Origin of the sequence: Paenibacillus taichungensis (assembly GCF_047302525.1) — a bacterium.
In the GTDB taxonomy this organism is placed as follows: domain Bacteria; phylum Bacillota; class Bacilli; order Paenibacillales; family Paenibacillaceae; genus Paenibacillus; species Paenibacillus taichungensis_B.
In genome coordinates, this window is record NZ_CP168020.1 from 503,937 (window position 1) to 526,589 (window position 22,653).

At 48.4% G+C, this 22,653-nt stretch carries 16 protein-coding genes, 3 rRNA genes and 1 riboswitch; of the genes, 17 read left to right on the top strand and 2 right to left on the bottom strand.

Translation table 11 applies throughout. From position 1 onward, the window contains the following. Positions 1-169 precede the first annotated feature (169 nt). The 3 genes from ACDJ58_RS02415 to rrf all read left to right on the top strand — a co-directional run bounded on the left by ACDJ58_RS02415 (position 170) and on the right by rrf (position 5,148). A 16S ribosomal RNA gene (locus tag ACDJ58_RS02415) occupies positions 170-1,721 on the top strand. Between the two features lie 305 nt (positions 1,722-2,026). Then, a 23S ribosomal RNA gene (locus ACDJ58_RS02420) occupies positions 2,027-4,952 on the top strand. Between the two features lie 79 nt (positions 4,953-5,031). After that, positions 5,032-5,148: ribosomal RNA gene (rrf, locus tag ACDJ58_RS02425) — 5S ribosomal RNA — on the top strand. Together the 16S, 23S and 5S rRNA genes form the textbook arrangement of a ribosomal RNA operon. A gap of 186 nt (positions 5,149-5,334) precedes the next feature. On the opposite strand, the gene ACDJ58_RS02430 is transcribed toward rrf, so the two are convergent. After that, entirely contained in the window at positions 5,335-5,889 is a 555-nt protein-coding gene (locus tag ACDJ58_RS02430) for an NADPH-dependent FMN reductase (RefSeq protein ID WP_413375186.1), read from the bottom strand. 303 nt (positions 5,890-6,192) lie between these two features. On the opposite strand from ACDJ58_RS02430, the gene ACDJ58_RS02435 reads away from it, so the two are divergent. The 7 genes from ACDJ58_RS02435 (at position 6,193) to ACDJ58_RS02465 (ending at position 13,103) form a co-directional block, all read left to right on the top strand. Further along, positions 6,193-7,194, top strand: a complete 1,002-nt coding sequence (locus ACDJ58_RS02435; protein WP_413375188.1) for a ketoacyl-ACP synthase III — start codon at positions 6,193-6,195, stop codon at positions 7,192-7,194. Positions 7,195-7,402: 208 nt separating this feature from the next. Further along, positions 7,403-8,179: an ABC transporter ATP-binding protein gene (locus ACDJ58_RS02440; RefSeq protein ID WP_413375190.1), complete on the top strand. Its 777-nt coding sequence runs from the start codon at positions 7,403-7,405 to the stop codon at positions 8,177-8,179. 91 nt (positions 8,180-8,270) lie between these two features. After that, positions 8,271-9,077 (top strand): ABC transporter permease, encoded by an 807-nt coding sequence (locus ACDJ58_RS02445; protein WP_413375192.1) that lies wholly within the window; start codon positions 8,271-8,273, stop codon positions 9,075-9,077. A gap of 53 nt (positions 9,078-9,130) precedes the next feature. Continuing rightward, positions 9,131-10,030 carry an ABC transporter permease gene (locus ACDJ58_RS02450; protein ID WP_413375194.1) on the top strand — a complete coding sequence of 300 codons (900 nt, stop codon included), beginning with the start codon at positions 9,131-9,133 and terminating at the stop codon, positions 10,028-10,030. A 23-nt stretch (positions 10,031-10,053) separates the two neighbouring features. Continuing rightward, a complete protein-coding gene (locus ACDJ58_RS02455) occupies positions 10,054-11,661 on the top strand; it encodes an FAD-dependent oxidoreductase (protein ID WP_413375196.1) in 1,608 nt (535 codons plus the stop codon). Then, positions 11,658-11,990 (top strand): ferredoxin family protein, encoded by a 333-nt coding sequence (locus tag ACDJ58_RS02460; protein WP_063568212.1) that lies wholly within the window; start codon positions 11,658-11,660, stop codon positions 11,988-11,990. Before ACDJ58_RS02455 ends, ACDJ58_RS02460 begins: the two co-directional genes overlap by 4 nt. 30 nt (positions 11,991-12,020) lie before the next feature. Then, positions 12,021-13,103 carry an ABC transporter substrate-binding protein gene (locus ACDJ58_RS02465; protein ID WP_400349058.1) on the top strand — a complete coding sequence of 361 codons (1,083 nt, stop codon included), beginning with the start codon at positions 12,021-12,023 and terminating at the stop codon, positions 13,101-13,103. A gap of 199 nt (positions 13,104-13,302) precedes the next feature. Here ACDJ58_RS02465 and ACDJ58_RS02470 read toward each other — a convergent pair whose 3' ends face one another. Continuing rightward, positions 13,303-15,237: an amidase family protein gene (locus tag ACDJ58_RS02470; RefSeq protein ID WP_413375198.1), complete on the bottom strand. Its 1,935-nt coding sequence runs from the start codon at positions 15,235-15,237 to the stop codon at positions 13,303-13,305. A 383-nt stretch (positions 15,238-15,620) separates the two neighbouring features. On the opposite strand from ACDJ58_RS02470, the gene ACDJ58_RS02475 reads away from it, so the two are divergent. From ACDJ58_RS02475 to purB, 7 genes are all read left to right on the top strand, one after another. Beyond that, positions 15,621-17,750: a DNA topoisomerase III gene (locus tag ACDJ58_RS02475; RefSeq protein WP_413375200.1), complete on the top strand. Its 2,130-nt coding sequence runs from the start codon at positions 15,621-15,623 to the stop codon at positions 17,748-17,750. Between the two features lie 58 nt (positions 17,751-17,808). Next, positions 17,809-17,946, top strand: a complete 138-nt coding sequence (locus ACDJ58_RS02480) for a hypothetical protein (protein WP_162842470.1) — start codon at positions 17,809-17,811, stop codon at positions 17,944-17,946. 129 nt (positions 17,947-18,075) lie between these two features. Next, positions 18,076-18,339 (top strand): DUF1294 domain-containing protein, encoded by a 264-nt coding sequence (locus ACDJ58_RS02485; RefSeq protein ID WP_063568208.1) that lies wholly within the window; start codon positions 18,076-18,078, stop codon positions 18,337-18,339. A 186-nt stretch (positions 18,340-18,525) separates the two neighbouring features. Further along, positions 18,526-18,960 carry a universal stress protein gene (locus ACDJ58_RS02490; RefSeq protein WP_024633549.1) on the top strand — a complete coding sequence of 145 codons (435 nt, stop codon included), beginning with the start codon at positions 18,526-18,528 and terminating at the stop codon, positions 18,958-18,960. Positions 18,961-19,230: 270 nt separating this feature from the next. Continuing rightward, a riboswitch (purine riboswitch) is annotated at positions 19,231-19,332 on the top strand. A 186-nt stretch (positions 19,333-19,518) separates the two neighbouring features. Further along, entirely contained in the window at positions 19,519-20,004 is a 486-nt protein-coding gene (gene purE, locus ACDJ58_RS02495) for a 5-(carboxyamino)imidazole ribonucleotide mutase (protein WP_063568218.1), read from the top strand. Then, a complete protein-coding gene (gene purK, locus ACDJ58_RS02500; protein WP_413375203.1) occupies positions 20,001-21,203 on the top strand; it encodes a 5-(carboxyamino)imidazole ribonucleotide synthase in 1,203 nt (400 codons plus the stop codon). Before purE ends, purK begins: the two co-directional genes overlap by 4 nt. After that, positions 21,200-22,498: an adenylosuccinate lyase gene (gene purB / locus ACDJ58_RS02505; protein WP_413375205.1), complete on the top strand. Its 1,299-nt coding sequence runs from the start codon at positions 21,200-21,202 to the stop codon at positions 22,496-22,498. The genes purK and purB overlap by 4 nt, the downstream gene beginning before the upstream one ends. The last annotated feature ends 155 nt before the right edge of the window (positions 22,499-22,653 follow it).

Below are 22,653 nucleotides of genomic sequence, written 5' to 3' on the forward strand. Positions count from 1 at the left end.
GCAGTGAAACAAGTTTGATCTTTGAAAACTGAACAACGAGTGAGTAAACATTCTGCTTGCAGAATGAACGCGAAAGTTTGAGACAAGCCTTGGCTTGAATCGACTGGAGCACAAATGAGATTTTTAATCTCGTCAGTTTCAAAATGAGCTTATCGCTCTTTTCAATACTTTATTGGAGAGTTTGATCCTGGCTCAGGACGAACGCTGGCGGCATGCCTAATACATGCAAGTCGAGCGGACTTGATGAGAAGCTTGCTTCTCTGATAGTTAGCGGCGGACGGGTGAGTAACACGTAGGCAACCTGCCCTCAAGTTTGGGACAACTACCGGAAACGGTAGCTAATACCGAATAGTTGTTTTCTTCTCCTGAAGAGAACTGGAAAGACGGAGCAATCTGTCACTTGGGGATGGGCCTGCGGCGCATTAGCTAGTTGGTGGGGTAACGGCTCACCAAGGCGACGATGCGTAGCCGACCTGAGAGGGTGATCGGCCACACTGGGACTGAGACACGGCCCAGACTCCTACGGGAGGCAGCAGTAGGGAATCTTCCGCAATGGGCGAAAGCCTGACGGAGCAATGCCGCGTGAGTGATGAAGGTTTTCGGATCGTAAAGCTCTGTTGCCAGGGAAGAACGCTTGGGAGAGTAACTGCTCTCAAGGTGACGGTACCTGAGAAGAAAGCCCCGGCTAACTACGTGCCAGCAGCCGCGGTAATACGTAGGGGGCAAGCGTTGTCCGGAATTATTGGGCGTAAAGCGCGCGCAGGTGGTCATTTAAGTCTGGTGTTTAATCCCGGGGCTCAACCCCGGATCGCACTGGAAACTGGGTGACTTGAGTGCAGAAGAGGAGAGTGGAATTCCACGTGTAGCGGTGAAATGCGTAGATATGTGGAGGAACACCAGTGGCGAAGGCGACTCTCTGGGCTGTAACTGACGCTGAGGCGCGAAAGCGTGGGGAGCAAACAGGATTAGATACCCTGGTAGTCCACGCCGTAAACGATGAGTGCTAGGTGTTAGGGGTTTCGATACCCTTGGTGCCGAAGTTAACACATTAAGCACTCCGCCTGGGGAGTACGGTCGCAAGACTGAAACTCAAAGGAATTGACGGGGACCCGCACAAGCAGTGGAGTATGTGGTTTAATTCGAAGCAACGCGAAGAACCTTACCAGGTCTTGACATCCCTCTGATCGGTACAGAGATGTATCTTTCCTTCGGGACAGAGGAGACAGGTGGTGCATGGTTGTCGTCAGCTCGTGTCGTGAGATGTTGGGTTAAGTCCCGCAACGAGCGCAACCCTTGATCTTAGTTGCCAGCACTTCGGGTGGGCACTCTAAGGTGACTGCCGGTGACAAACCGGAGGAAGGTGGGGATGACGTCAAATCATCATGCCCCTTATGACCTGGGCTACACACGTACTACAATGGCCGGTACAACGGGCTGTGAAGCCGCGAGGTGGAACGAATCCTAAAAAGCCGGTCTCAGTTCGGATTGCAGGCTGCAACTCGCCTGCATGAAGTCGGAATTGCTAGTAATCGCGGATCAGCATGCCGCGGTGAATACGTTCCCGGGTCTTGTACACACCGCCCGTCACACCACGAGAGTTTATAACACCCGAAGTCGGTGGGGTAACCGCAAGGAGCCAGCCGCCGAAGGTGGGATAGATGATTGGGGTGAAGTCGTAACAAGGTAGCCGTATCGGAAGGTGCGGCTGGATCACCTCCTTTCTATGGAGAATCGTTTCCCGCGTGGAAACATTCAAATACGCAGACTTGATCTGCAAAACTACTCACTCGTTGCTCAGTTTTGAGAGCTCAAACTCTCAAACAGCTTGCTTTTGCATGGAGCTTGTTCTTTGAAAACTAGATATCGAAACGAAATTTTGCGAATTAGAACATTCCTTTAAGCTGATCTTGTGTAAACAAGTGAAGTGTTTATAAGGTAGATTGCATGAGCGAGTGATCGAAATGGAACGACTTTTGGCTTTGCGCAAGCAAAACAAGGGAAGAGACAGCTCGAACACGAGCGATATGGTTAAGCTACTAAGAGCACACGGAGGATGCCTAGGCGCTAGGAGCCGATGAAGGACGTGGCGAACAACGAAACTGCCTCGGGGAGCTGTAAGCAAGCTTTGATCCGGGGGTGTCCGAATGGGGAAACCCAGCTGGGGTAATTTCCAGTTACTCATAACTGAATACATAGGTTATGCAGAGGCATACCAAGGGAACTGAAACATCTAAGTACCTTGAGGAAGAGAAAACAATAGTGATTCCGTCAGTAGCGGCGAGCGAACGCGGAGAAGCCCAAACCAGAGAGCTTGCTCTTTGGGGTTGTGGGACGTCTCACATGGAGTTACAAAGGAACCGGTTAAACGAAGAGGTCTGGAAAGGCCCGCCAAAGAAGGTAAAAGCCCTGTACTTGAAAGTTGGTTCTCTCCGAGATGTATCCCGAGTAGTGCGGGGCACGTGAAACCCCGTATGAATCCGGCAGGACCATCTGCCAAGGCTAAATACTTCCTAGCGACCGATAGTGAAGCAGTACCGTGAGGGAAAGGTGAAAAGCACCCCGGAAGGGGAGTGAAATAGAACCTGAAACCGTGTGCTTACAAAAAGTCAGAGCCCGTTTTAGGGGTGATGGCGTGCCTTTTGTAGAATGAACCGGCGAGTTACGTTCCCGTGCAAGGTTAAGGTGAAGAGCCGGAGCCGCAGCGAAAGCGAGTCTGAATAGGGCGACTTAGTACGTGGACGTAGACCCGAAACCGGGTGATCTACCCCTGTCCAGGGTGAAGGTGCGGTAACACGCACTGGAGGCCCGAACCCACGCATGTTGAAAAATGCGGGGATGAGGTGGGGGTAGCGGAGAAATTCCAATCGAACTCGGAGATAGCTGGTTCTCCCCGAAATAGCTTTAGGGCTAGCCTCGGAAAACAGAGTCGTGGAGGTAGAGCACTGATTGGGTGCGGGGCCCGCAAGGGTTACCAAGCTCAGTCAAACTCCGAATGCCATAGACTTACTTCCGGGAGTCAGACAGTGAGTGCTAAGATCCATTGTCAAAAGGGAAACAGCCCAGACCATCAGCTAAGGTCCCCAAGTGTGTGTTAAGTGGGAAAGGATGTGGAGTTGCACAGACAACCAGGATGTTGGCTTAGAAGCAGCCACCATTGAAAGAGTGCGTAATAGCTCACTGGTCGAGTGACTCTGCGCCGAAAATGTAACGGGGCTAAACACACCACCGAAGCTATGGCTTGATGCTTTGCATCAGGGGTAGGGGAGCGTTGTATAAGGGTTGAAGGTGTACCGTAAGGAGCGCTGGACATTATACAAGTGAGAATGCCGGTATGAGTAACGAAAAGATCAGTGAGAATCTGATCCGCCGAAAGCCTAAGGGTTCCTGAGGAAGGCTCGTCCGCTCAGGGTAAGTCGGGACCTAAGGCGAGGCCGAAAGGCGTAGTCGAAGGACAACAGGTCGAAATTCCTGTACCACCGTAAGCCGTTATGAGCAATGGGGGGACGCAGCAGGGTAGTGACGCGGACTGATGGATGTCCGTCTAAGCAGTGAGGCTGATGTGTAGGCAAATCCGCACATCGTAAGGCTGGGCTGTGATGGGGAGCGAAAATTATAGTAGCGAAGGTCATGATCTCACACTGCCAAGAAAAGCCTCTAGCCAGGTGATGGTGCCCGTACCGCAAACCGACACAGGTAGGCGAGAAGAGAATTCTAAGGCGCGCGGAAGAACTCTCGTTAAGGAACTCGGCAAAATGACCCCGTAACTTCGGGAGAAGGGGTGCCCCGGTAGTGTGAATAGCACGAGGGGGCCGCAGTGAAAAGGCCCAAGCGACTGTTTAGCAAAAACACAGGTCTGTGCGAAGCCGTAAGGCGAAGTATACGGGCTGACGCCTGCCCGGTGCTGGAAGGTTAAGGGGAGCGGTTAGGAGCAATCCGAAGCTGTGAACCGAAGCCCCAGTAAACGGCGGCCGTAACTATAACGGTCCTAAGGTAGCGAAATTCCTTGTCAGGTAAATTCTGACCCGCACGAATGGCGTAACGACTTGGGCGCTGTCTCAACGAGAGATCCGGTGAAATTTTAATACCTGTGAAGATGCAGGTTACCCGCGACAAGACGGAAAGACCCCATGGAGCTTTACTGCAGCTTGATATTGAATTTGGGTACGATCTGTACAGGATAGGTGGGAGCCTTTGAAACGTGAGCGCCAGCTTGCGTGGAGGCACCGTTGGGATACCACCCTGATCGTATCTAGGTTCTAACCTGGTACCGTAATCCGGTGCGGGGACAGTGTCAGGTGGGCAGTTTGACTGGGGCGGTCGCCTCCTAAAGAGTAACGGAGGCGCCCAAAGGTTCCCTCAGAATGGTTGGAAATCATTCGAAGAGTGCAAAGGCATAAGGGAGCTTGACTGCGAGACCTACAAGTCGAGCAGGGACGAAAGTCGGGCTTAGTGATCCGGTGGTACCGCATGGAAGGGCCATCGCTCAACGGATAAAAGCTACCCTGGGGATAACAGGCTTATCTCCCCCAAGAGTCCACATCGACGGGGAGGTTTGGCACCTCGATGTCGGCTCATCGCATCCTGGGGCTGAAGTAGGTCCCAAGGGTTGGGCTGTTCGCCCATTAAAGCGGTACGCGAGCTGGGTTCAGAACGTCGTGAGACAGTTCGGTCCCTATCTGTCGTGGGCGTAGGAAATTTGAGAGGAGCTGTCCTTAGTACGAGAGGACCGGGATGGACGTACCGCTGGTGTACCAGTTGTTCCGCCAGGAGCACCGCTGGGTAGCTATGTACGGAAGGGATAAGCGCTGAAAGCATCTAAGCGTGAAGCCCCCCTCAAGATGAGATTTCCCAGTATGTAAGACCCCTTGAAGACGACGAGGTAGATAGGCTGGGGGTGGAAGTGCAGCAATGCATGGAGCTGACCAGTACTAATCGGTCGAGGGCTTATCCAATATGCAAGTTGTAAGTCGCACATTTCGTTTCGGATCTAGTTTTCAGAGAATGATCTCTGAATGTAAGCTAAGCAATGCGTTTGGTGGCGATGGCGGAGGGGTTCCACACGTACCCATCCCGAACACGACCGTTAAGCCCTCTAGCGCCGATGGTACTTGGACCGCAGGGTCCTGGGAGAGTAGGACGCCGCCAAGCAAAGAACCACTGCCGATGTTATTCGGTGGTGGTTTTTATTTGTTTAATACGAGGTATCTAATATAAACCGTAACAGCCCGGAGAAAATCCAGGGCTGTTTTTTTTATTTTAATTTATGTGGATGTGTTAAATCTTTTTAGGCTGTTCATTTCTGTATAGTCAGTTTAATTTAAGCAGACTCTCTGTCTATTTATCCATTTGGTTGCATGCATCCCCTAGGCTTAAAAGCGAGTTCTCCAATGCATGCTGGGTCTCTGAATCAACGATGACTCCTTGTTTATTCATCTTCAATGTAATATGAGGAATGGTTAGAGAGGCCTCATGTAAGACTTGAGCATTAATCATGTTTAACGTCAGCAATAGTGAAGCATGGGCTTTGTCACCGCCCATGGGGCTTGGAGAAGCAGCGATGGCAACGGTGGGTTTATTGAGCCATTCTCCTGAAGATACGATCCAATCTAATGCGTTTTTTAAGACCCCAGGAACTCCGTTTCCATACTCGGGCGTGCAGATAAGGACTCCATCCGAATGCTTCAGTTGGGCTCTCAAATTCTGCACGGACTCAGGACCTTCCTCGACATCGAGGTCAGGGTTAAAATGCGGTAGATCATTTAATCCACCATATACTCCAAACTTAAGGTTAGGAGGAGCTAGCTTAATCATGGCATGCATTAGTAACGTATTGGAGGACTGATTGCGCAGGCTTCCGGAAATCGCAAGGATATTAAATTCATTTTTCATGGGTATACATCATCTCTATTCTTTAGTAATGTAGGGCAATCTGTTTATTTTCCTCCTGTTGGAATGGACTGTCTATAGAAAACGCATTTAATTAAGGCATTCTTCATGTTACTCAGAGGATATCCACAATTCTTCATCAAAAATGCATGCGATAGTTTGCATGACTCTGGGTAATAGGATGAAGAGAGCGCTTAAAATAAACAACTGACGAATGAATCATAATAAATATTTTTTTAAAATTAGTACCAAGTACTAATACTTAGTGCTATAATGATATAAAAAACAAACGAGGTGACTACCGGTATGAATCAATCAATGTCAACCATTACCGCAATGGGTACGTATGTACCGGATCGAATATTAAGCAATGCTGATTTGGAGAAGCTGGTCGACACGAGTGATGAATGGATTGTACAGCGTACAGGGATGAGAGAACGGCGCATAGCAGCTGATGATCAATTTGTATCTGACCTGGCCACCAAGGCTGTAGAAGATATGATGCGCCGTTATAATGTTAGCGTAGAAGATGTGGATATGATTTTGGTTGCTACCAGCACACCTGAATATTCATTTCCCAGCACAGCATCTAGAGTACAGGCGAATCTCAAGATTCCACATACGGGAGTACTTGATTTGAATGCGGCATGTGCAGGATTTACGTATGGATTGCAGTTGGCTGACAGTCTGGTAACCAGTGGTATGTATCATAAAGTGTTGGTTATTGGAGCAGAGACGTTGTCCAAGATTACCGATTATACAGATCGTACGACATGTGTATTGTTCGGCGACGGGGCAGGAGCGTTTTTGGTAGAAAGAGCTGCTGGAAAAGGTGACTTTATGGCAGCCATCTCAGGTACGAGTGGAGAAGGCGGTATTCATCTCTATAAGAGTGGTCTTTCTTCTGAGATGAATGGTGTACCTCTGGAGGGTGAGGGATGCCTTGTCCAGAATGGCAGAGAGATCTATAAGTGGGCAGTACGCACGATTCCAGAACAATTGAGTGGGCTTATAGCCAAAGCAGAGATGAAGCCGGAGCAGATCGATTGGTTTGTACCCCATAGTGCGAATCTAAGAATGATTGAAGCGGTTTGTGAACGCGGTCCTATTCCGCTGGAACGCACTTTAACAAGTGTTGAGTACAGGGGAAATACCTCGGCAGCTTCCATTCCGCTCGCTTTACAGCTTGCAGTAGACGCAGGGAAATTAAAGCATGGGCATCAAATAGCCCTGTTTGGTTTTGGAGGCGGCCTGACCTTCGCAGGTCTTGTGCTTAGATGGAGTGTACCGGACAGTCCTGTAAAATAAAGCTCAATCCTTTAGTGTATTTATGGGTAATTTTATGTTGTGTATTGACAGGCTTAAGGAAAGATGATAATTTAATCATACAAATTCCAATTGATTTACTTTGTTTTACTATAATTTTATATACCGACTGTTTAGACAGAGGTATCCTGCAAAGGTATATTTGCAGGATACCTCTTTTTTGTACTTTTCATCTGGGAGGGGGACTCAAATGGGTGAGACGTTATTGGCTATATCTCAACTAAACAAAAAGTTTGATACCACAGGAGGGTCGGTCCAGGCTTTGTATAATGTGGATTTACATGTGAAAGAAGGGGAGTTCATAACGATTATAGGGCCAAGTGGCTGTGGAAAAAGCACCTTGTTGCGTATCGTAGCGGGACTGGATCGCGGTTATACGGGTAGCGTAACGCTGAATGGGAACGAAATTAAAGGACCAGGGATCGATAAGGGCTTTATTTTTCAGGAGCACCGACTCTTTCCCTGGCTCACTGTAGAGAAGAACATCGCTTCTGATCTGCCGCTCGGTAAACCGGAAGTCAGACGGAAGGTGAATGAACTAATTGAACTGGTGAAATTGCAAGGATTTGAACAAGCCTATCCGCGTGAGTTGTCGGGTGGTATGGCCCAGCGTGTCGCCATTGCGCGAGCGCTGCTCCGAAGTCCCCAAATTTTACTGCTTGATGAACCGTTTGGTGCGCTAGATGCATTCACTCGGGCTCATATGCAGTCGGTACTACTAGATATTTGGCGCACAAACAAGACAACGATGATTTTTGTAACCCATGATATTGATGAGGCAGTTTTTCTGGGTGAGCGTGTGGTCATTTTGGAACCCCGCCCGGGACAAATTCGAAAAATCGTACCTATTGATCTCCCTTATCCTCGAAAGAAAGCGTCGAATTCATTTCAAGAAGTTCGGTTAAAGGTATTAAGTGAGTTTGAGAAATTGGAAGAGTTTGAACTTAAGGATGGGGCCGGGGTATAAATGAAGTTAACCTGATTCATTCATTCCACTATTAATCCGAGTAATTCAATAAAATAAATATGTTTAAGTGAGTGGAGGAGGATATGATCTAATGTCAGAACAGGCGGCAACGCTCAAAGCGACCGATAAAAAAACCGGCAAAGCAGTAAAATTTGCATTAGGTCTTATTTTGCCGGGTATTGTGCTTATACTGTGGCAGACTTTGGGGCATTACGAAATCATTTCGGAAATGCTGTTCCCGACCCCTTATACCATCGCAGTGGCTTTGGTGACTCTAGTTGTTTCGGGAGATTTGTGGGCTAATCTGCAAATTAGCGCTATGAGAGCATTTGCGGGATTCTTTCTTGGCGGAGGTCTTGGCCTCTTCTTCGGTATTCTGGTAGGTTTGTTTCGCAAATCAGAAAAACTGTTGGACCCTACTTTGCAAATGATTCGTATGATTCCAAGCCTTGCGGTTGTACCTTTATTCATTCTCTGGTTTGGTATAGGCGAGGAATCAAAGGTGCTGTTGATAGCAAAGGCTGCATTCTTTCCTTTATATATTCAAACTTTTATGGGCATACGTGGGGTGGACAATAAGCTGTTTGAGGTGACACGGGTGCTGGGTTACAGCCGGATCAAGCAAGTTACCCGCCTTGTGCTTCCGGCGGCTGTGCCAAACGTTATACTTGGCGTGCGATTGTCACTTGGGCTTTCTTGGCTGGCACTGGTCGTGGCAGAGATGATTGCTTCCAGCTCAGGCATCGGTTATATGATGTCGGATGCTCGGCAGTTCGCAGATACACCTGTCGTGTTCGTGGGAATATTCATTTTTGCTGCAGCAGGGTTGTTAAGCGATACATTGGTTCGACTGCTGGAACAGCGATTATTGCAATGGAAGGACAGCATTTCAGGTTAATTGAAAGGCTAAAGAATAAATGACAAAGCTCGAAATGATAGGAGGGATGCACTATGAACGAGGGAACGGAAGCCATAATGAAAACAGCTAAAAGCGCGCTGGACTCCAGAGATATCAGCGGAACAGCTCCGATCGTTGCTGGACGGACTAAAGTAATCTCTCGTTTAAAGCTACCATCGCGTTCATGGAAAACCTCGCTGTCGGATGTGGTCATCGGGTCGCTGATTCCACTGGGTACACTGGCATTATGGCAGATTGCTGGCAGCATAGGGTGGTTATCGGCTGAATTTCTTCCAACCCCACTGAGTATCCTCAGCGCATTGACCGAGCTTGTGGCAACAGGAGAGCTAATCCATCATCTTGGTGTAAGTATGGGCCGTGCAGGATTGGGATTTCTGATTGGCGGGGTACTCGGACTGTGTTTTGGGATCCTAACCGGACTCTTTCGTCAAGCAGAATATATATTGGACCCGAGCGTACAGGTGCTTCGACTTGTGCCGCATCTGGCGATTGCACCGCTGATTATTTTGTGGTTTGGCTTCGGAGAAGTATCCAAGGTGGTCATTATTATGAGTGGTTCCTTTTTTCCTCTATACATCAACACTTTTATGGCTATTCGTGGGGTGGACAAAAAACTATATGAAGTAGCACAGGTACTCGGTTTCAGCCCGTATCAGCGAATACGCAGGTTGATTCTTCCAGCAGCACTACCGGGTATTTTGTTGGGGCTCCGGCTCTCGTTAGCCGTAGCCTGGATTGGATTGGTCGTGGCGGAATTGATCGGCTCACAGTCTGGAATCGGATTTCTGATCAATGAGGGTAAGCAGAATGCCAATACGGCCATCATTTTTGTCGGTATTCTCATTTTCGCTATTGTCGGCAAAGGGATAGACTCGCTCTTTCGTATGATAGAACGTAAATTTCTGTTCTGGCGAGACAGCTACCAGGGCTGAACATTTCAGGGAGGTCAATGCACATGAGTGAAGCGGTACGAGAAGATTCATTATTCCTTTTGGCAGATGTACTGGTTATTGGTGGAGGACCAGCGGGTACATGGGCAGCTCTCGCGGCAGCTGCCAAAGGAGCCTCAGTGGTACTGGCTGACAAGGGATATTGCGGCTCAAGCGGAGCCACTGCCCCTTCTGGAACAGGGGTGTGGTATGTGAAGCCTGATGAGAAGCTACGGGAAGAAGCGAAGGCGAGCCGGTATTTTATGGGAGGTCAACTAGCTGAGCATCGCTGGATGGATCGGGTGCTGAATCGAACATATGACAATATGAATCGACTGGGAGTATCAGGGTACCCTTTTCCGATCAATGAAGAAGGTCAGCAGCATCGTCGTGGTCTGCAAGGGCCGGAATATATGCGACTGATGCGTAAGCTGGTTAAAAGGGCAGGGGTTAAAATATTGGATCATAGCCCAGCCATGGAGCTGCTTGCAGATGAATATGGTGTAGCAGGTGCAGCCGGAGTACAAACGCAGAGTGGAAAAACATGGACTGTTCATGCAGGGGCTGTTGTCATTGCGACTGGAGGATGCGCATTTCTCAGCAAAGCGTTGGGCTGCAACGTACTTACTGGCGACGGCTACCTTTTTGCAGTCGAGGCGGGAGCGGCTCTTTCAGGCATGGAGTTTTCCAATGCTTATGCCATCTGCCCGACGTTCTCTTCCGTAACGAAGACGGCCTATTACCATTATGCCAGCTTTTATCATGAAGATGGCACCATTGTTGAAGGTGCAGGCTCCAAAAAGGGACGCTCTGTCATCGCTCGCCATCTGATGGCTGGACGTCAGGTTTACGCCAGACTGGATCAGGCGCCAGAAGATCTACAGCCGTTGCTGAGAGTAGCGCAAACGAACTTTTTCCTGCCGTTTGATCGGCTTGGAATTAATCCATTCAAGGAGTTATTCCCGATCACGCTGCGTCTGGAGGGGACAGTTCGTGGAACTGGCGGCATTCGGGTGACGGATGAAAATTGTGCCACTGGCGTACCAGGTCTTTATGCAGCAGGAGATGCAGCTACACGAGAGTTGATCTGTGGTGGATTTACAGGAGGTGGCAGCCATAATGCGGCCTGGGCGATGTCTTCCGGGTCTTTCGCCGGGGAGGGTGCAGCAGGGTACGTGTTAGAGCTCGGGCACAATGCTGCAAAACGTAATCCATCAGGCTTATCTTCTGCTCCTCTGGTGCAAGGGCAAGTGAAGCAAGGGACGGCAGCTCGCACAGCAGAATATGTATCCGCTGTGCAGGCTGAGGTGAAGCCTTATGAAGTGAACTTGTTCCGTACAGAGCAAGGTTTGTCCTCGGCGCTTGGTCGTCTTGACGAGTTATGGAGCATTCAACGCAATATACAGGTTCAGCGAACACCGGAAGGTGTGAAGGCCCGGGAGGCAGCCGCCATGACGGCAACTGCCCGTTGGATGTACAACTCTGCACTGGCCCGCACGGAATCCAGAGGGATGCACAAACGTGAGGATTACAAAGAGTCCGATACGGCACAGCATCATCGGCTGATCAGTGGCGGCCTGGATCAGGTCTGGGTGAAAACCGAGGAAGTGGCGAAGGAGAGTGTTCCCTTGTGATTGAAGTCATCAGTGCGACCAAGTGTATAGAGTGCAACCAATGCGTAGCCGTCTGTCCAACCAATGTCTTCGATCGAGTAGAGGGTGGAATACCCGTTATTGCAAGGCAGGACGACTGTCAGACCTGTTTTATGTGTGAGCTGTATTGTCCAGTGGATGCCTTGTATGTTGCACCTGATTCCGAAGCACTTACCGGAATAACCGAGCAGGAGCTTCAGGAGCAGGGATTTCTAGGTGGATATCGTGAGAAGGTAGGCTGGGGCAAGGGCAGAAAGCCAGTAGCAAGTCATAACTTCATGGTACAACTCTCTGCGAGAGCCGGATTCTGAAGATGCAAATGTTCAAGGGGGAAACCAACAATGAAACAGGCACACAGATACAAGGAGAAGAATACCCGAGGGACAACTGCAATGTGGCTGCGGCTGTCGGTTCTGGTTAGCATTGTTATGGTAGTACTGACTCTTCAGGCTTGTGGGAATAACGTTGGTTCAGGAAATACCAACAGCGCGACAGGCTCAACTGATGAAGGTCAATCGAAGGCGACAAGTGGTCAAAGGTCAGAGGATATACCGACCATTCTCAATTATGGTTTTATTGGCTCGAATAAGCTGAATTTGCCTGGTGGTGCCGAGGGGTGGGGCCTATATAAAGGTATTATTCAAGAGGAACTAAAAAAATACGGTATTACGGAAGTGAAACTGACCGGATTCCCTAATGGGCCTGACCAGACGGAATCGTTGATCAGCGGACGGCTGGATTTTGGCAGCTTGGGCGATACGCCAGCCATTATTGCTTATGCTTCCGGAGCGAAGACCAGGTTAATAACTCAATCTATGGTGAATAATGTGGGTTATCTGATTGGTAAAAAGGACGGTCCAAAAACAGTTAAGGAGCTGCAAGGCAAAACAATTGCAATTCAAAAAGGTTCCTTCATGCACCGTTACGTGGTCGGCCTGCTTCAGGAAGAAGGAGTAACCGACTACAAGCTGGTTCATATGTTAACTCCGGATGCAACAGCTGCATTGGCAAGAGGGGATGTAGATGCAACTACCAACCTGGGTGTACCCGCGCTAAAGCTCATTTCCGAAGGCTATACGCATCTGGATGATGCTTCACAGCATCCAGATCTTCTAGGCAGCAGCGTTACAGTTGTAGGAGAGGATTTCCTCGCTAAATTCTCTGATTTTCCTCGAGTATGGAATGAAGCCAGGCAGAAGGCTTTAGCTGACCTTAAGCAACATGAAGATGAATATTATCAGTTCCTTGCTGAGATTGGGGACACTACACCTGAACTGGCGAAGCAGGTAAATCCGATCAGTGAAATCAAGGATACGGCGTTTACGGAGGAAGGATTGAAGCTGCTGGAAGGCACGAAAAACTTTTTAGTGGAAGAAAAACTGGCCAAAAAGGATTATTTGATTAGTGACTGGCAACAGCAATAGCCAACACAGTTTTGGCTTGGGAGCCGTTAGAGTGGCACTACAGAGGCCACTACAGAGAAACAATGAACAAGTAATCTATTGAACAGTAGCAGACAAAACGGACAAAATAGTGAAAAGTCCATCCAAATTCATGGCTACATGAATTTGGATGGACTTTTTTTGTGTGTAGCAATAAAGAATGTTTAATCCCATGAACGATTTATGGCGTGAGCTTTGGTGCTTGGCGGTGATGAGTCCCTTGCTCATAGCTGTAAGCCAGCTTGATCAAGGTTCCTTCGTCAAAGGCGCGGCCCAGGAATTCCATACCTACTGGCAGACCTTCAGTTGTAAATCCAGCAGGTACAGTAATTGCCGGGAAGCCAGAGAATGGACTCAAGCGGTTGTTACCACCGGAGTTTTGTCCTTCGCCAATAACACCAGCGGCTTGCGTGGACGTAGGATAGATGATGGCATCCAGGTTGTTGTCCGCCATAACTTTCAGCAAGGACTCACGTGTGATTTGGGTGCGTTTCAGGACGATGTCCTTATATTCGGCAGTCTCCAACGTTTCCCGTGCATCGCGAGTCTTCATCGACTGTTCTTGTGACTTGTCGAACTGTCCGGAAGCAATAATCTCGGACAAGCTGTGATAAGGGGCTTCGTCACCAAGAGACTCCAGATAGTCATTAAGTTGGAATTTGAACTCGTATCCACTCAAGCTTGGGTATTTGTTGATTTCCGCCAGGTTTGGAATGCTGATTGGGACTGCCGTAGCTCCCAGCGTTTTGAGTTCTTCTACAGCGTTGTTAATCACGTCAGCAACGGCTTTTTCCTCAGCTTTGGTACTTGGGATGAGTTCGGTGGCCACACCGATCCGTGCACCTTTCAGACCGTTTACATCCAGGAAGTCAGTATAGCTGGAAGGGATTTTGCCTACAGCATAAGCTGTAGCGACATCGTTTTTGTCATAGCCGGCTGTAGCATCCAGCATAATTGCGGCATCACTTACGGTACGAGCCATAGGACCACCGACATCCTGTGTCAATGCAAGAGGGATGATTCCTTCACGGCTGGACAGTCCGATTGTTGGACGAATACCGACAAGGCTGTTGAAGCTGGAAGGGATACGGATTGATCCGCCGGTGTCAGTACCCATGCCCGCAGCTGCAAAGTTTGAGGCAATGGCGGCACCCGTACCACCACTTGACCCGCCTGGATAGTGATCCAGCGCATAAGGATTCAGTGTTTGTCCACCCAGTGAGCTGGACGTGGTAATGCCGAATGCGAATTCATGCAGATTGGTTTTGCCCAAAATAATGGCCCCGGCTGCTTTGAGCTTCTTCACTTGTTCAGCATCGTGAGCAGGTACGGAATCTTTCAGACAGATACAGCCTGCGGTTGTAGGCATATCGTTGGTATCGAAGTTATCTTTAACTAAAACCGGAATACCATGTAAAGGTCCGCGGGCACCCCGAGCTGCACGTTCTTCGTCCAACGTTTCAGCGATTTTGAGGGCATCCGGGTTCAACGTCAGGACTGCGTTAATGCTCACACCCTGATCATCATATTTTTCAATGCGATCCAAGTACTTCTGCACGAGTTCTTTGGATGTCAGCTTTCCTTGCGTCATGGCAGCCTGGAGATCCGTAATGGTTGCTTCCTCCAGAACAAATGGTTTTATGTAGTTATAAATGCGGTCTTTCAATATAGCGACATCATTTTGGGTCAGTACTGCATTAGGAAGGAAGAGTGCGTCGGTATATCCTTTCATCAACCCCGCGGTGTTCAGCGCACCAACGGCACCGGCAAAGCTCGCCTGATCCGGAACATCCTTGAACGATTCTGGAGTGGACTCCAGCTTCAGCCAGGTTTGCAAAGCTAAAGCAGCATCTTTACGCTGTACTGTTGTGCCGGAAAGTTTGTCCATGGAAAAAGGAACACCTGCAAGTGTAGCCGCTTCTTCCATGGCTTGAACAAATGCTACTGCTGTGACAGGTACCTTACCAGCTGTTACGGCTGCAACCGTAGTTTTGCTAGAAGGCGTTGCCGTTGCAGCTGACGCTGAGGGAACCGTTCCTCCCCATGTTGTGACAACAACCGCTCCGGCCAGTAACAAGGCCCCACTTTTTTTCAATACAGATCCATGATAAGTCATGCATCCACGCTCCCTTCCTGTGTATCAATGATGTGTGTTGGCGAATCTGATATAGTTGCTTTTTTCACATTCTAAGTAAATGTAAGGTATTCTTACAACACTCATTTTTATCCAAAAAAACGTATACATACTATTTTTCCGCTATAGAACCTACCAAATGCTCCTAATTCCATGCGCGGAAGAAAAATGTCGAAGAATATTGTGTTAACTAATATTACATAAGAGCCGGAAGATAGGCATCTTATGGGACAAATCGTTATTTGTGAAGCCAAAGCAAACCAATACCATGAAATGATATAATGAAAAGATAGAAGTAGAAGAACTCTTTTAATTACGATAGAAGCAAGAGAGTCATAGGTTTATCAAAGAAAGGAAGATATGGATTGAAAACATTAGTACTCGCAGAAAAACCATCTGTGGCACGAGAAATAGCCAGAGTGATGGGAGCGCGTGATAAACATAAAAGCTATATGGAAGGCCCGAAATATATCGTGACCTGGGCGCTTGGGCATCTTGTTGGATTGGCTGAACCAGAGGACTATGACAAAAAGTATGCAACCTGGAATCTGGAGGATCTGCCGATTCTGCCTGATCGCACCAAGCTGAAGGTACTCAAAGAGACCAACCATCAATACAAAGCGGTACAGCAGCTGATGAAACGTCAGGATGTTGGTGAATTGGTCATTGCAACGGATGCAGCACGTGAGGGTGAATTGCTGGCTCGCTGGATTATGCAAATGGCCCAGTGGAAAAAGCCGTTTAAACGGCTGTGGATATCATCCCAGACGGACAAGGCCATCAAGGATGGATTTACATCACTGAAGCCAGGCAGCCAGTTTGATCGTCTCTATGAATCGGCACGTTGCCGGGCAGAAGCCGATTGGATGATCGGCCTTAACGTGACTCGTGCATTGACGGTTCGATTTAATGCACAATTGTCGGCTGGACGGGTACAGACCCCTACACTTGGCATGATTATGGACAGGGAAAATGAGATCAACGGTTTCCGCTCGCAGGAGTATGAGACGTTAACGGCCGATCTGGGAGATTTTCAGGCGGTATGGCGCGCTGCAGGTGGGGATTCACGCATCTTTGATCCGCAAGAGACACAAGAATTGAAGAAACGAATTGAGGGTCGTAAGGGTTCGATTGCCCAAGTGAAAAAAAGTGAAAAGGTTGAGCTGCATCCGCTGGCTTATGACCTGACGGAATTACAACGGGATGCCAACCGAAAATATGGTTTTTCCGCCAAGCAAACATCGAATGTGCTGCAACGTCTTTATGAACAGCACAAGCTGGTAACCTACCCACGTACAGACAGCCGTTACCTGACATCGGATATGACGGGAACGCTGAAAGAACGACTGGATAGTGTAGCGATTGGCCCCTATGCGTCTCTGGCTCGTCCGTTGTTGCGCAAAAATCTGAATATCACCAAACGTATCGTGGATGACAGCAGGGTAACGGATCACCATGCGATCATTCCAACAGAACAGACGGTTCTCCTCAATCAGCTGAATCCAGAGGAACGTAAGCTATACGATTTGATCGTACGCCGTTTTATCAGCTTGTTCTATCCGGCTGCGAAGTACGATTCTGTTGCGATCACTGTTCAGGTGGGCAACGATTCTTTTCATGTGAAAGGCACAACGGTGAAAGAAAGCGGCTGGCGGGAAGTGTACGGCGGAGATTATAGCGATGAGGATGATGATCGTGCTGACGATTCCTCAGACCTTGATCGTGCGCTTTTGCCAGACGTGCAGCAAGGTCAGTCCGTGACGGTTCAACGTTGTCATATCAAAAGTGGACGGACGATGCCGCCCAAACGGTATACCGAGGCAGCGCTGCTTTCCCAAATGGAGAAGCATGGACTGGGCACTCCGGCTACACGAGCGGATATTATCGAGAAGCTGGTCAGTTCCGACACCATTGATCGTCAAGGGAACAGCATGCATCCAACGGGAAAAGGAAAACAGCTGATTGAACTGGCTGCTCCACAGCTGCGTTCACCGGAGTTAACAGCTCGCTGGGAAGCTGAGCTGGAACGAATCGCCCGTGGACAAGGGAAGCCTGAGCCTTTCCTGGAGAGCATCCGTTCGATGGCGAAAGAGCTTGTATCTACAGTAAAAGGAAGCAAAGCGGAGTATAAGCCGCATAATGTATCCAATAGTCACTGCCCGGATTGTAATGCCCGCTTACTGGAGAAGAAAGGCAAACGTGGCAAGTTCCTCGTGTGTCCAACGGAGGATTGCGGATATCGTCGTTCGGCAGAGAAACGATTATCCAACCGTCGCTGTGCACAGTGTCACAAAAAGATGGAAATTAAAGAGGGTAAGGCAGGTTTGTACGTGCAATGTCTGCCTTGCGGCATAACGGAAACGTTGGATAAAGACAAACAGCATGTGAACAAACGTGATCAGCAAAAGCTGGTCAAACAATATGCGAAACAGGAGTCGATCGGTTCCAATTTGGGAGAACTGTTGAAGGCAGCCATGGAGAAAAAGGGAGAGTAAGACTGTCGTATAAGATTCTCCTTTTTCAGGCAACGTAAGCCTAGGAGGTGATACGCAGATGCCACATAACAAACCAGAGAAGATTCATAATCAGCAGAACAAAGACAGCATTCAGGAAGAGAGTATCTCTGTACGTCCCGAAAAGGCAGCAAAAAGAGCACCAAACCTGAATGGTATTCCTAAACAGGAGTCATAGGTTAGGTATTCGGGATTCATTGCTTCTAAATATCTTTGCGGTTCCCTTCTCGCGTTGATCATGTTCCTTCAGAGGACTATAATGGAGGTACAGGGAGATGTCCCGGGACAGGGGGACCGCTAGAATTATATGCAAACCGGATTGATACTGTGGTTTTTATTTATCAATGTCGTAGGTTACCTGGTCATGTCGGACGACAAGAAACGTGCGCAGCGCCGTCGAGACCGTACACCCGAACGAACGCTGTTTCTGCTGGCCTTTATTGGTGGGGCATTGGGGGTATGGATTGCAATGTATCGTAAACGTCACAAGACCAAACATCCCAGTTTTACGATCGGCATTCCGTTGTTGTTATTCCTGAATGCGGTAATTTATGGTTATTTCCTGCAATAAGGTAGAATTTAATGGTTAGGATCTGCTGTACTCCAGGTGAGTGGCTAGAATGATTATGTAAAATGTTTCTTATAAATGGTTCATTTAGACCTGGGGACGTTTAAGGAGTTACATGGTTCTTGTATTTTATGTCAGACCGAAGCTGGCTTCGAATGTTCTACATATAAAGGAAGGGACGGGATTTACATGTTATTCTCCAAAATACTAGTTGCTTATGATGGTTCGAAAGCTTCAAATAAAGCACTCGATCGTGCGATTGAGTTAGCCAAAGTTTCTCCGGGTGCAGTCTTGGATGTTATTCATGCCTTTGACTTTCCACGTGTATTCATCGGGGAAGGATTGGCACCTTTGCCACCTTCTTTGAATAATGACTACTATAATCTGGCGGTGCAAACGACGGATGAAGCAAAAGAGCGGATTCAGGCTGCTGGCGTTACAGCGAACGTGGATCTGATTCAAGGAGCTGCTGCCGAGGTCCTTCTCGATTATGCCAAAGAGAACGGATCGGATATCATCATTATTGGTAGTCGTGGTCTTGGTGGAATTCGGGAATTTGTCTTGGGCAGCGTTAGTCACAACGTAGTGCAGCATGCTCAGGTTCCAGTACTTATCGTGAAATAATTATAGAATGTGTGTATACACATAATAGAGAAAAGCCGGCTGTCTTCGATAGGTTGAAGAGGGGTCGGCTTTCTTTTTTGGAATAAAAGGGATGCAGTATCTCCGAATGATCGGTTATTTCCGAACATTAAATTTGTCAATATGTTAAATGTTCGTCTTTAAGTTGACATTAGCTGTAGGGGATTGTTAGAATGTTAGATGTGTCGATCAGTTATATATAAGGTCGAGTAGGTTCGAAAGATGTGGAATTTTCAATTTTATTGAATTAATTTGTTGAAATAGATATTTGCTCGTATAACGCCGGGAATAGGGCCCGGAAGTATCTACCCGGGAACCGTAAATTTCCGGACTACGAGGAGATACGGCTGAGAGACGCATGAAATCAGATGCGGACAGCAAGCCTGCCTTTGGCATGCCCAAATGCGGGATACGTATTTCTTGGAGTCCGGTGTCCGGAGAAAATGTGATGTTTTCGCGGGTAGCGGATTTTTTCATTTCACAATAAACGAGAAGCAACAGGATGAAACCAAAACGCTCAGACGGGAGTTGGATGTATTCATGTCAGTACAGGTGGCTGTAATTATGGGCAGTAAGTCGGATTGGGAAACGATGAAGTATGCTTGTGAGGTGCTGGACGAGCTGGAGATTGGGTATGAAAAAAAAGTCGTATCCGCGCATCGCACACCAGATTTGATGTTTGAATATGCGGAGCAAGCGATTGACCGTGGATTCAAGGTTATCATTGCGGGTGCGGGTGGGGCAGCTCATCTGCCCGGTATGGTCGCTTCCAAAACGATGCTTCCGGTCATTGGAGTTCCCGTGCAATCCAAGGCGCTAAATGGTCTCGATTCCTTGCTGTCCATTGTTCAGATGCCTGGTGGCATTCCCGTCGCAACGGTAGCGATTGGCAAAGCAGGTGCAACGAATGCCGGATTGCTTGCGGCTCAGATCATCGGTGCTTTTGACCAGGATGTCCAACGTCGCAGCGAAGCCCGCAGAGAGCGAATCAAACAAGAAGTGCTCGAAAGCAGTGACGAAATATGAATAGTACAAGAATACAACCCGGATCAGCAGGCAAAGCAGAACGTGTCTTGCTCCCAGGAAAAACAACCATTGGTGTTCTCGGAGGAGGGCAGCTTGGACGGATGCTGACACTTGCCGGAACAGCGATGGGGTATCGGTTCGTTACACTTGATCCAGCAGCAGATGCTCCTTGTGGACAAATTGCCGATCAGATTAAAGCGGGTTATGACGATGAACAGGCTGCACTCGAACTGGCTCGGCAGTGTGATGTAATCACCTATGAGTTCGAGAATGTAGATGCAGATGTTGCTTCTCTCCTAGAACGGGAATCCTATGTACCGCAAGGAAGTGCATTATTGTACACAACCCAGCATCGTTTACGAGAAAAACGTGCCATTGAGGCGGCTGGTGTACGTGTAGCCCCTTATCGGGAAATTACAAGTAAGGACACAATGAAGGCGGCCGTGAGTGAACTTGGTGTTCCTTGTGTACTGAAGACGGTGACTGGTGGATATGACGGCAAGGGTCAGCGGGTTATACGAGAAACAAATCAGGCGATATCTGCGTATGAAGAACTCGCAGCTACCGGTGCGGAACTGGTATTGGAGCAATTTATTAAATTTGACTGCGAGATTTCAGTCGTTGTTGCACGCAGCACGAATGGGGAAATTAAGACGTTCCCGCCTGCGGAGAACATTCATGTGAACAACATTTTGCATGCTTCGATCGTACCAGCAAGAGTGGCGACCGAAATACAGATTGAGGCGCAGAAGTTGGCGGCAGCAGTGGCTCAATCCATCCAAGCCGTTGGATTGCTGGCAGTGGAGTTGTTTGTTGCGGCAGATGGAAGACTGTATGCGAATGAGCTGGCCCCTAGGCCGCATAATTCCGGCCACTATACGATGGAGGCCTGTGCCACATCACAATTTGAACAGCATATTCGTGCGATTTGCGGATTGCCGCTTGGAGATACTTCATTATTAAGCCCGGTTGTTATGGTCAATGTGCTTGGAGAACATCTGGAAGGTATTATTGCCAGAACGGGTCAGGCTGACGCGGAAGCGTTGGAACTCGGTGTAATTCCTAAGCTTCATATATATGGTAAGACCGAAGCGAAGACAGGACGAAAAATGGGGCATGTCAATCTGCTCTGTCAGGATGTCGAAGAAGGATTACAATGGATTGAACAAACTAATCTTTGGAGGAATACAAATTTATGATCGAACGTTATAGCAGACCCGAAATGAGAGCCATTTGGACGGAGGAGAACAAATTCAAGTCATGGCTGGAAGTTGAAATTTGTGCATGTGAAGCTTGGGCAGAGCTTGGAGTCATTCCTAAGGAAGAAGCAGCCTTGCTTCGTCAGAACGCTTCTTTTGATATTGACCGCATTTACGAGATTGAACAGGAAACACGTCATGACGTTATTGCCTTCACACGTACGGTATCTGAAAGTCTGGGTGCTGAGCGGAAATGGGTGCACTACGGACTGACTTCCACGGATGTCGTTGATACGGCTCTGGGATATGTACTGCGTCAGGCAAACGAAATCTTGGAACGTGACATCGTGAACTTTATCGAAATTTTACGTGACAAAGCGAAGACTTATCAGCACACGCCAATGATGGGACGTACACATGGGGTACATGCGGAGCCAACGACGTTTGGTCTGAAAATGGCACTCTGGCATGAAGAAATGAAACGGAATCTGGAGCGTTTCCGCCACGCGGCAGACAACGTACAGTACGGTAAAATCTCAGGAGCAGTTGGCACATACGCAAACATCGATCCATTTGTTGAAGAGTTTGTCTGCGAGAAGCTGGGCACGAAACCTGCACCGATCTCGACTCAAACGCTGCAACGTGACCGTCATGCAGAATACATGGCTACACTGGCATTGATCGCAACATCTTTGGACAAGTTCGCTAAAGAAGTGCGTGCGCTTCAAAAGAGTGAATTCCGTGAAGTGGAAGAAGCATTTGCAAAGGGTCAAAAAGGATCTTCGGCAATGCCGCACAAACGTAACCCAATCGGTAGTGAAAATATCTCCGGTCTGTCCCGCGTCATTCGCGGACATATGGTATCGGCATACGAGAACGTGACACTGTGGCACGAGCGTGATATCTCACACTCTTCCGTAGAGCGTATCATTCTGCCGGATGCAACGATGCTGCTTAACTACATGCTGAACCGTTTCGGTAACATCGTGAAGAATCTGACGGTATTCCCTGAAAATATGAAACGTAATATGGAGCGCACCTTCGGCGTACCATTCTCCGGTCGAGTGATGACCAAGTTGATCGACAAAGGTTTCAGCCGCGAGCAGGCATACGATACCGTTCAACCACGTGCCATGCAGGCATGGGAAGAACAACGCCAGTTCCAGGATATCGTAAAATCCACACCGGAAATTACGGAAGTGCTGAGCGAAGAGGAAATCGCAGATGCGTTCAACCCATCATGGCACCTGAAGCACGTAGACACCATCTTCAAAAAGCTTGGTTTGAACGACTAATATAATACTCTCATAAGGCTAGAGAACAGAATGATGGGTCAGCAGGGAACGCAGAGGACAGAAATAAGCTGAAGAAGCGAATGCGTTCGCCTTTATCCCCGGATTTGCACTTTGAAAAAGTGGAATCAAAAAATCTGGGGATAACAGCGATCGGA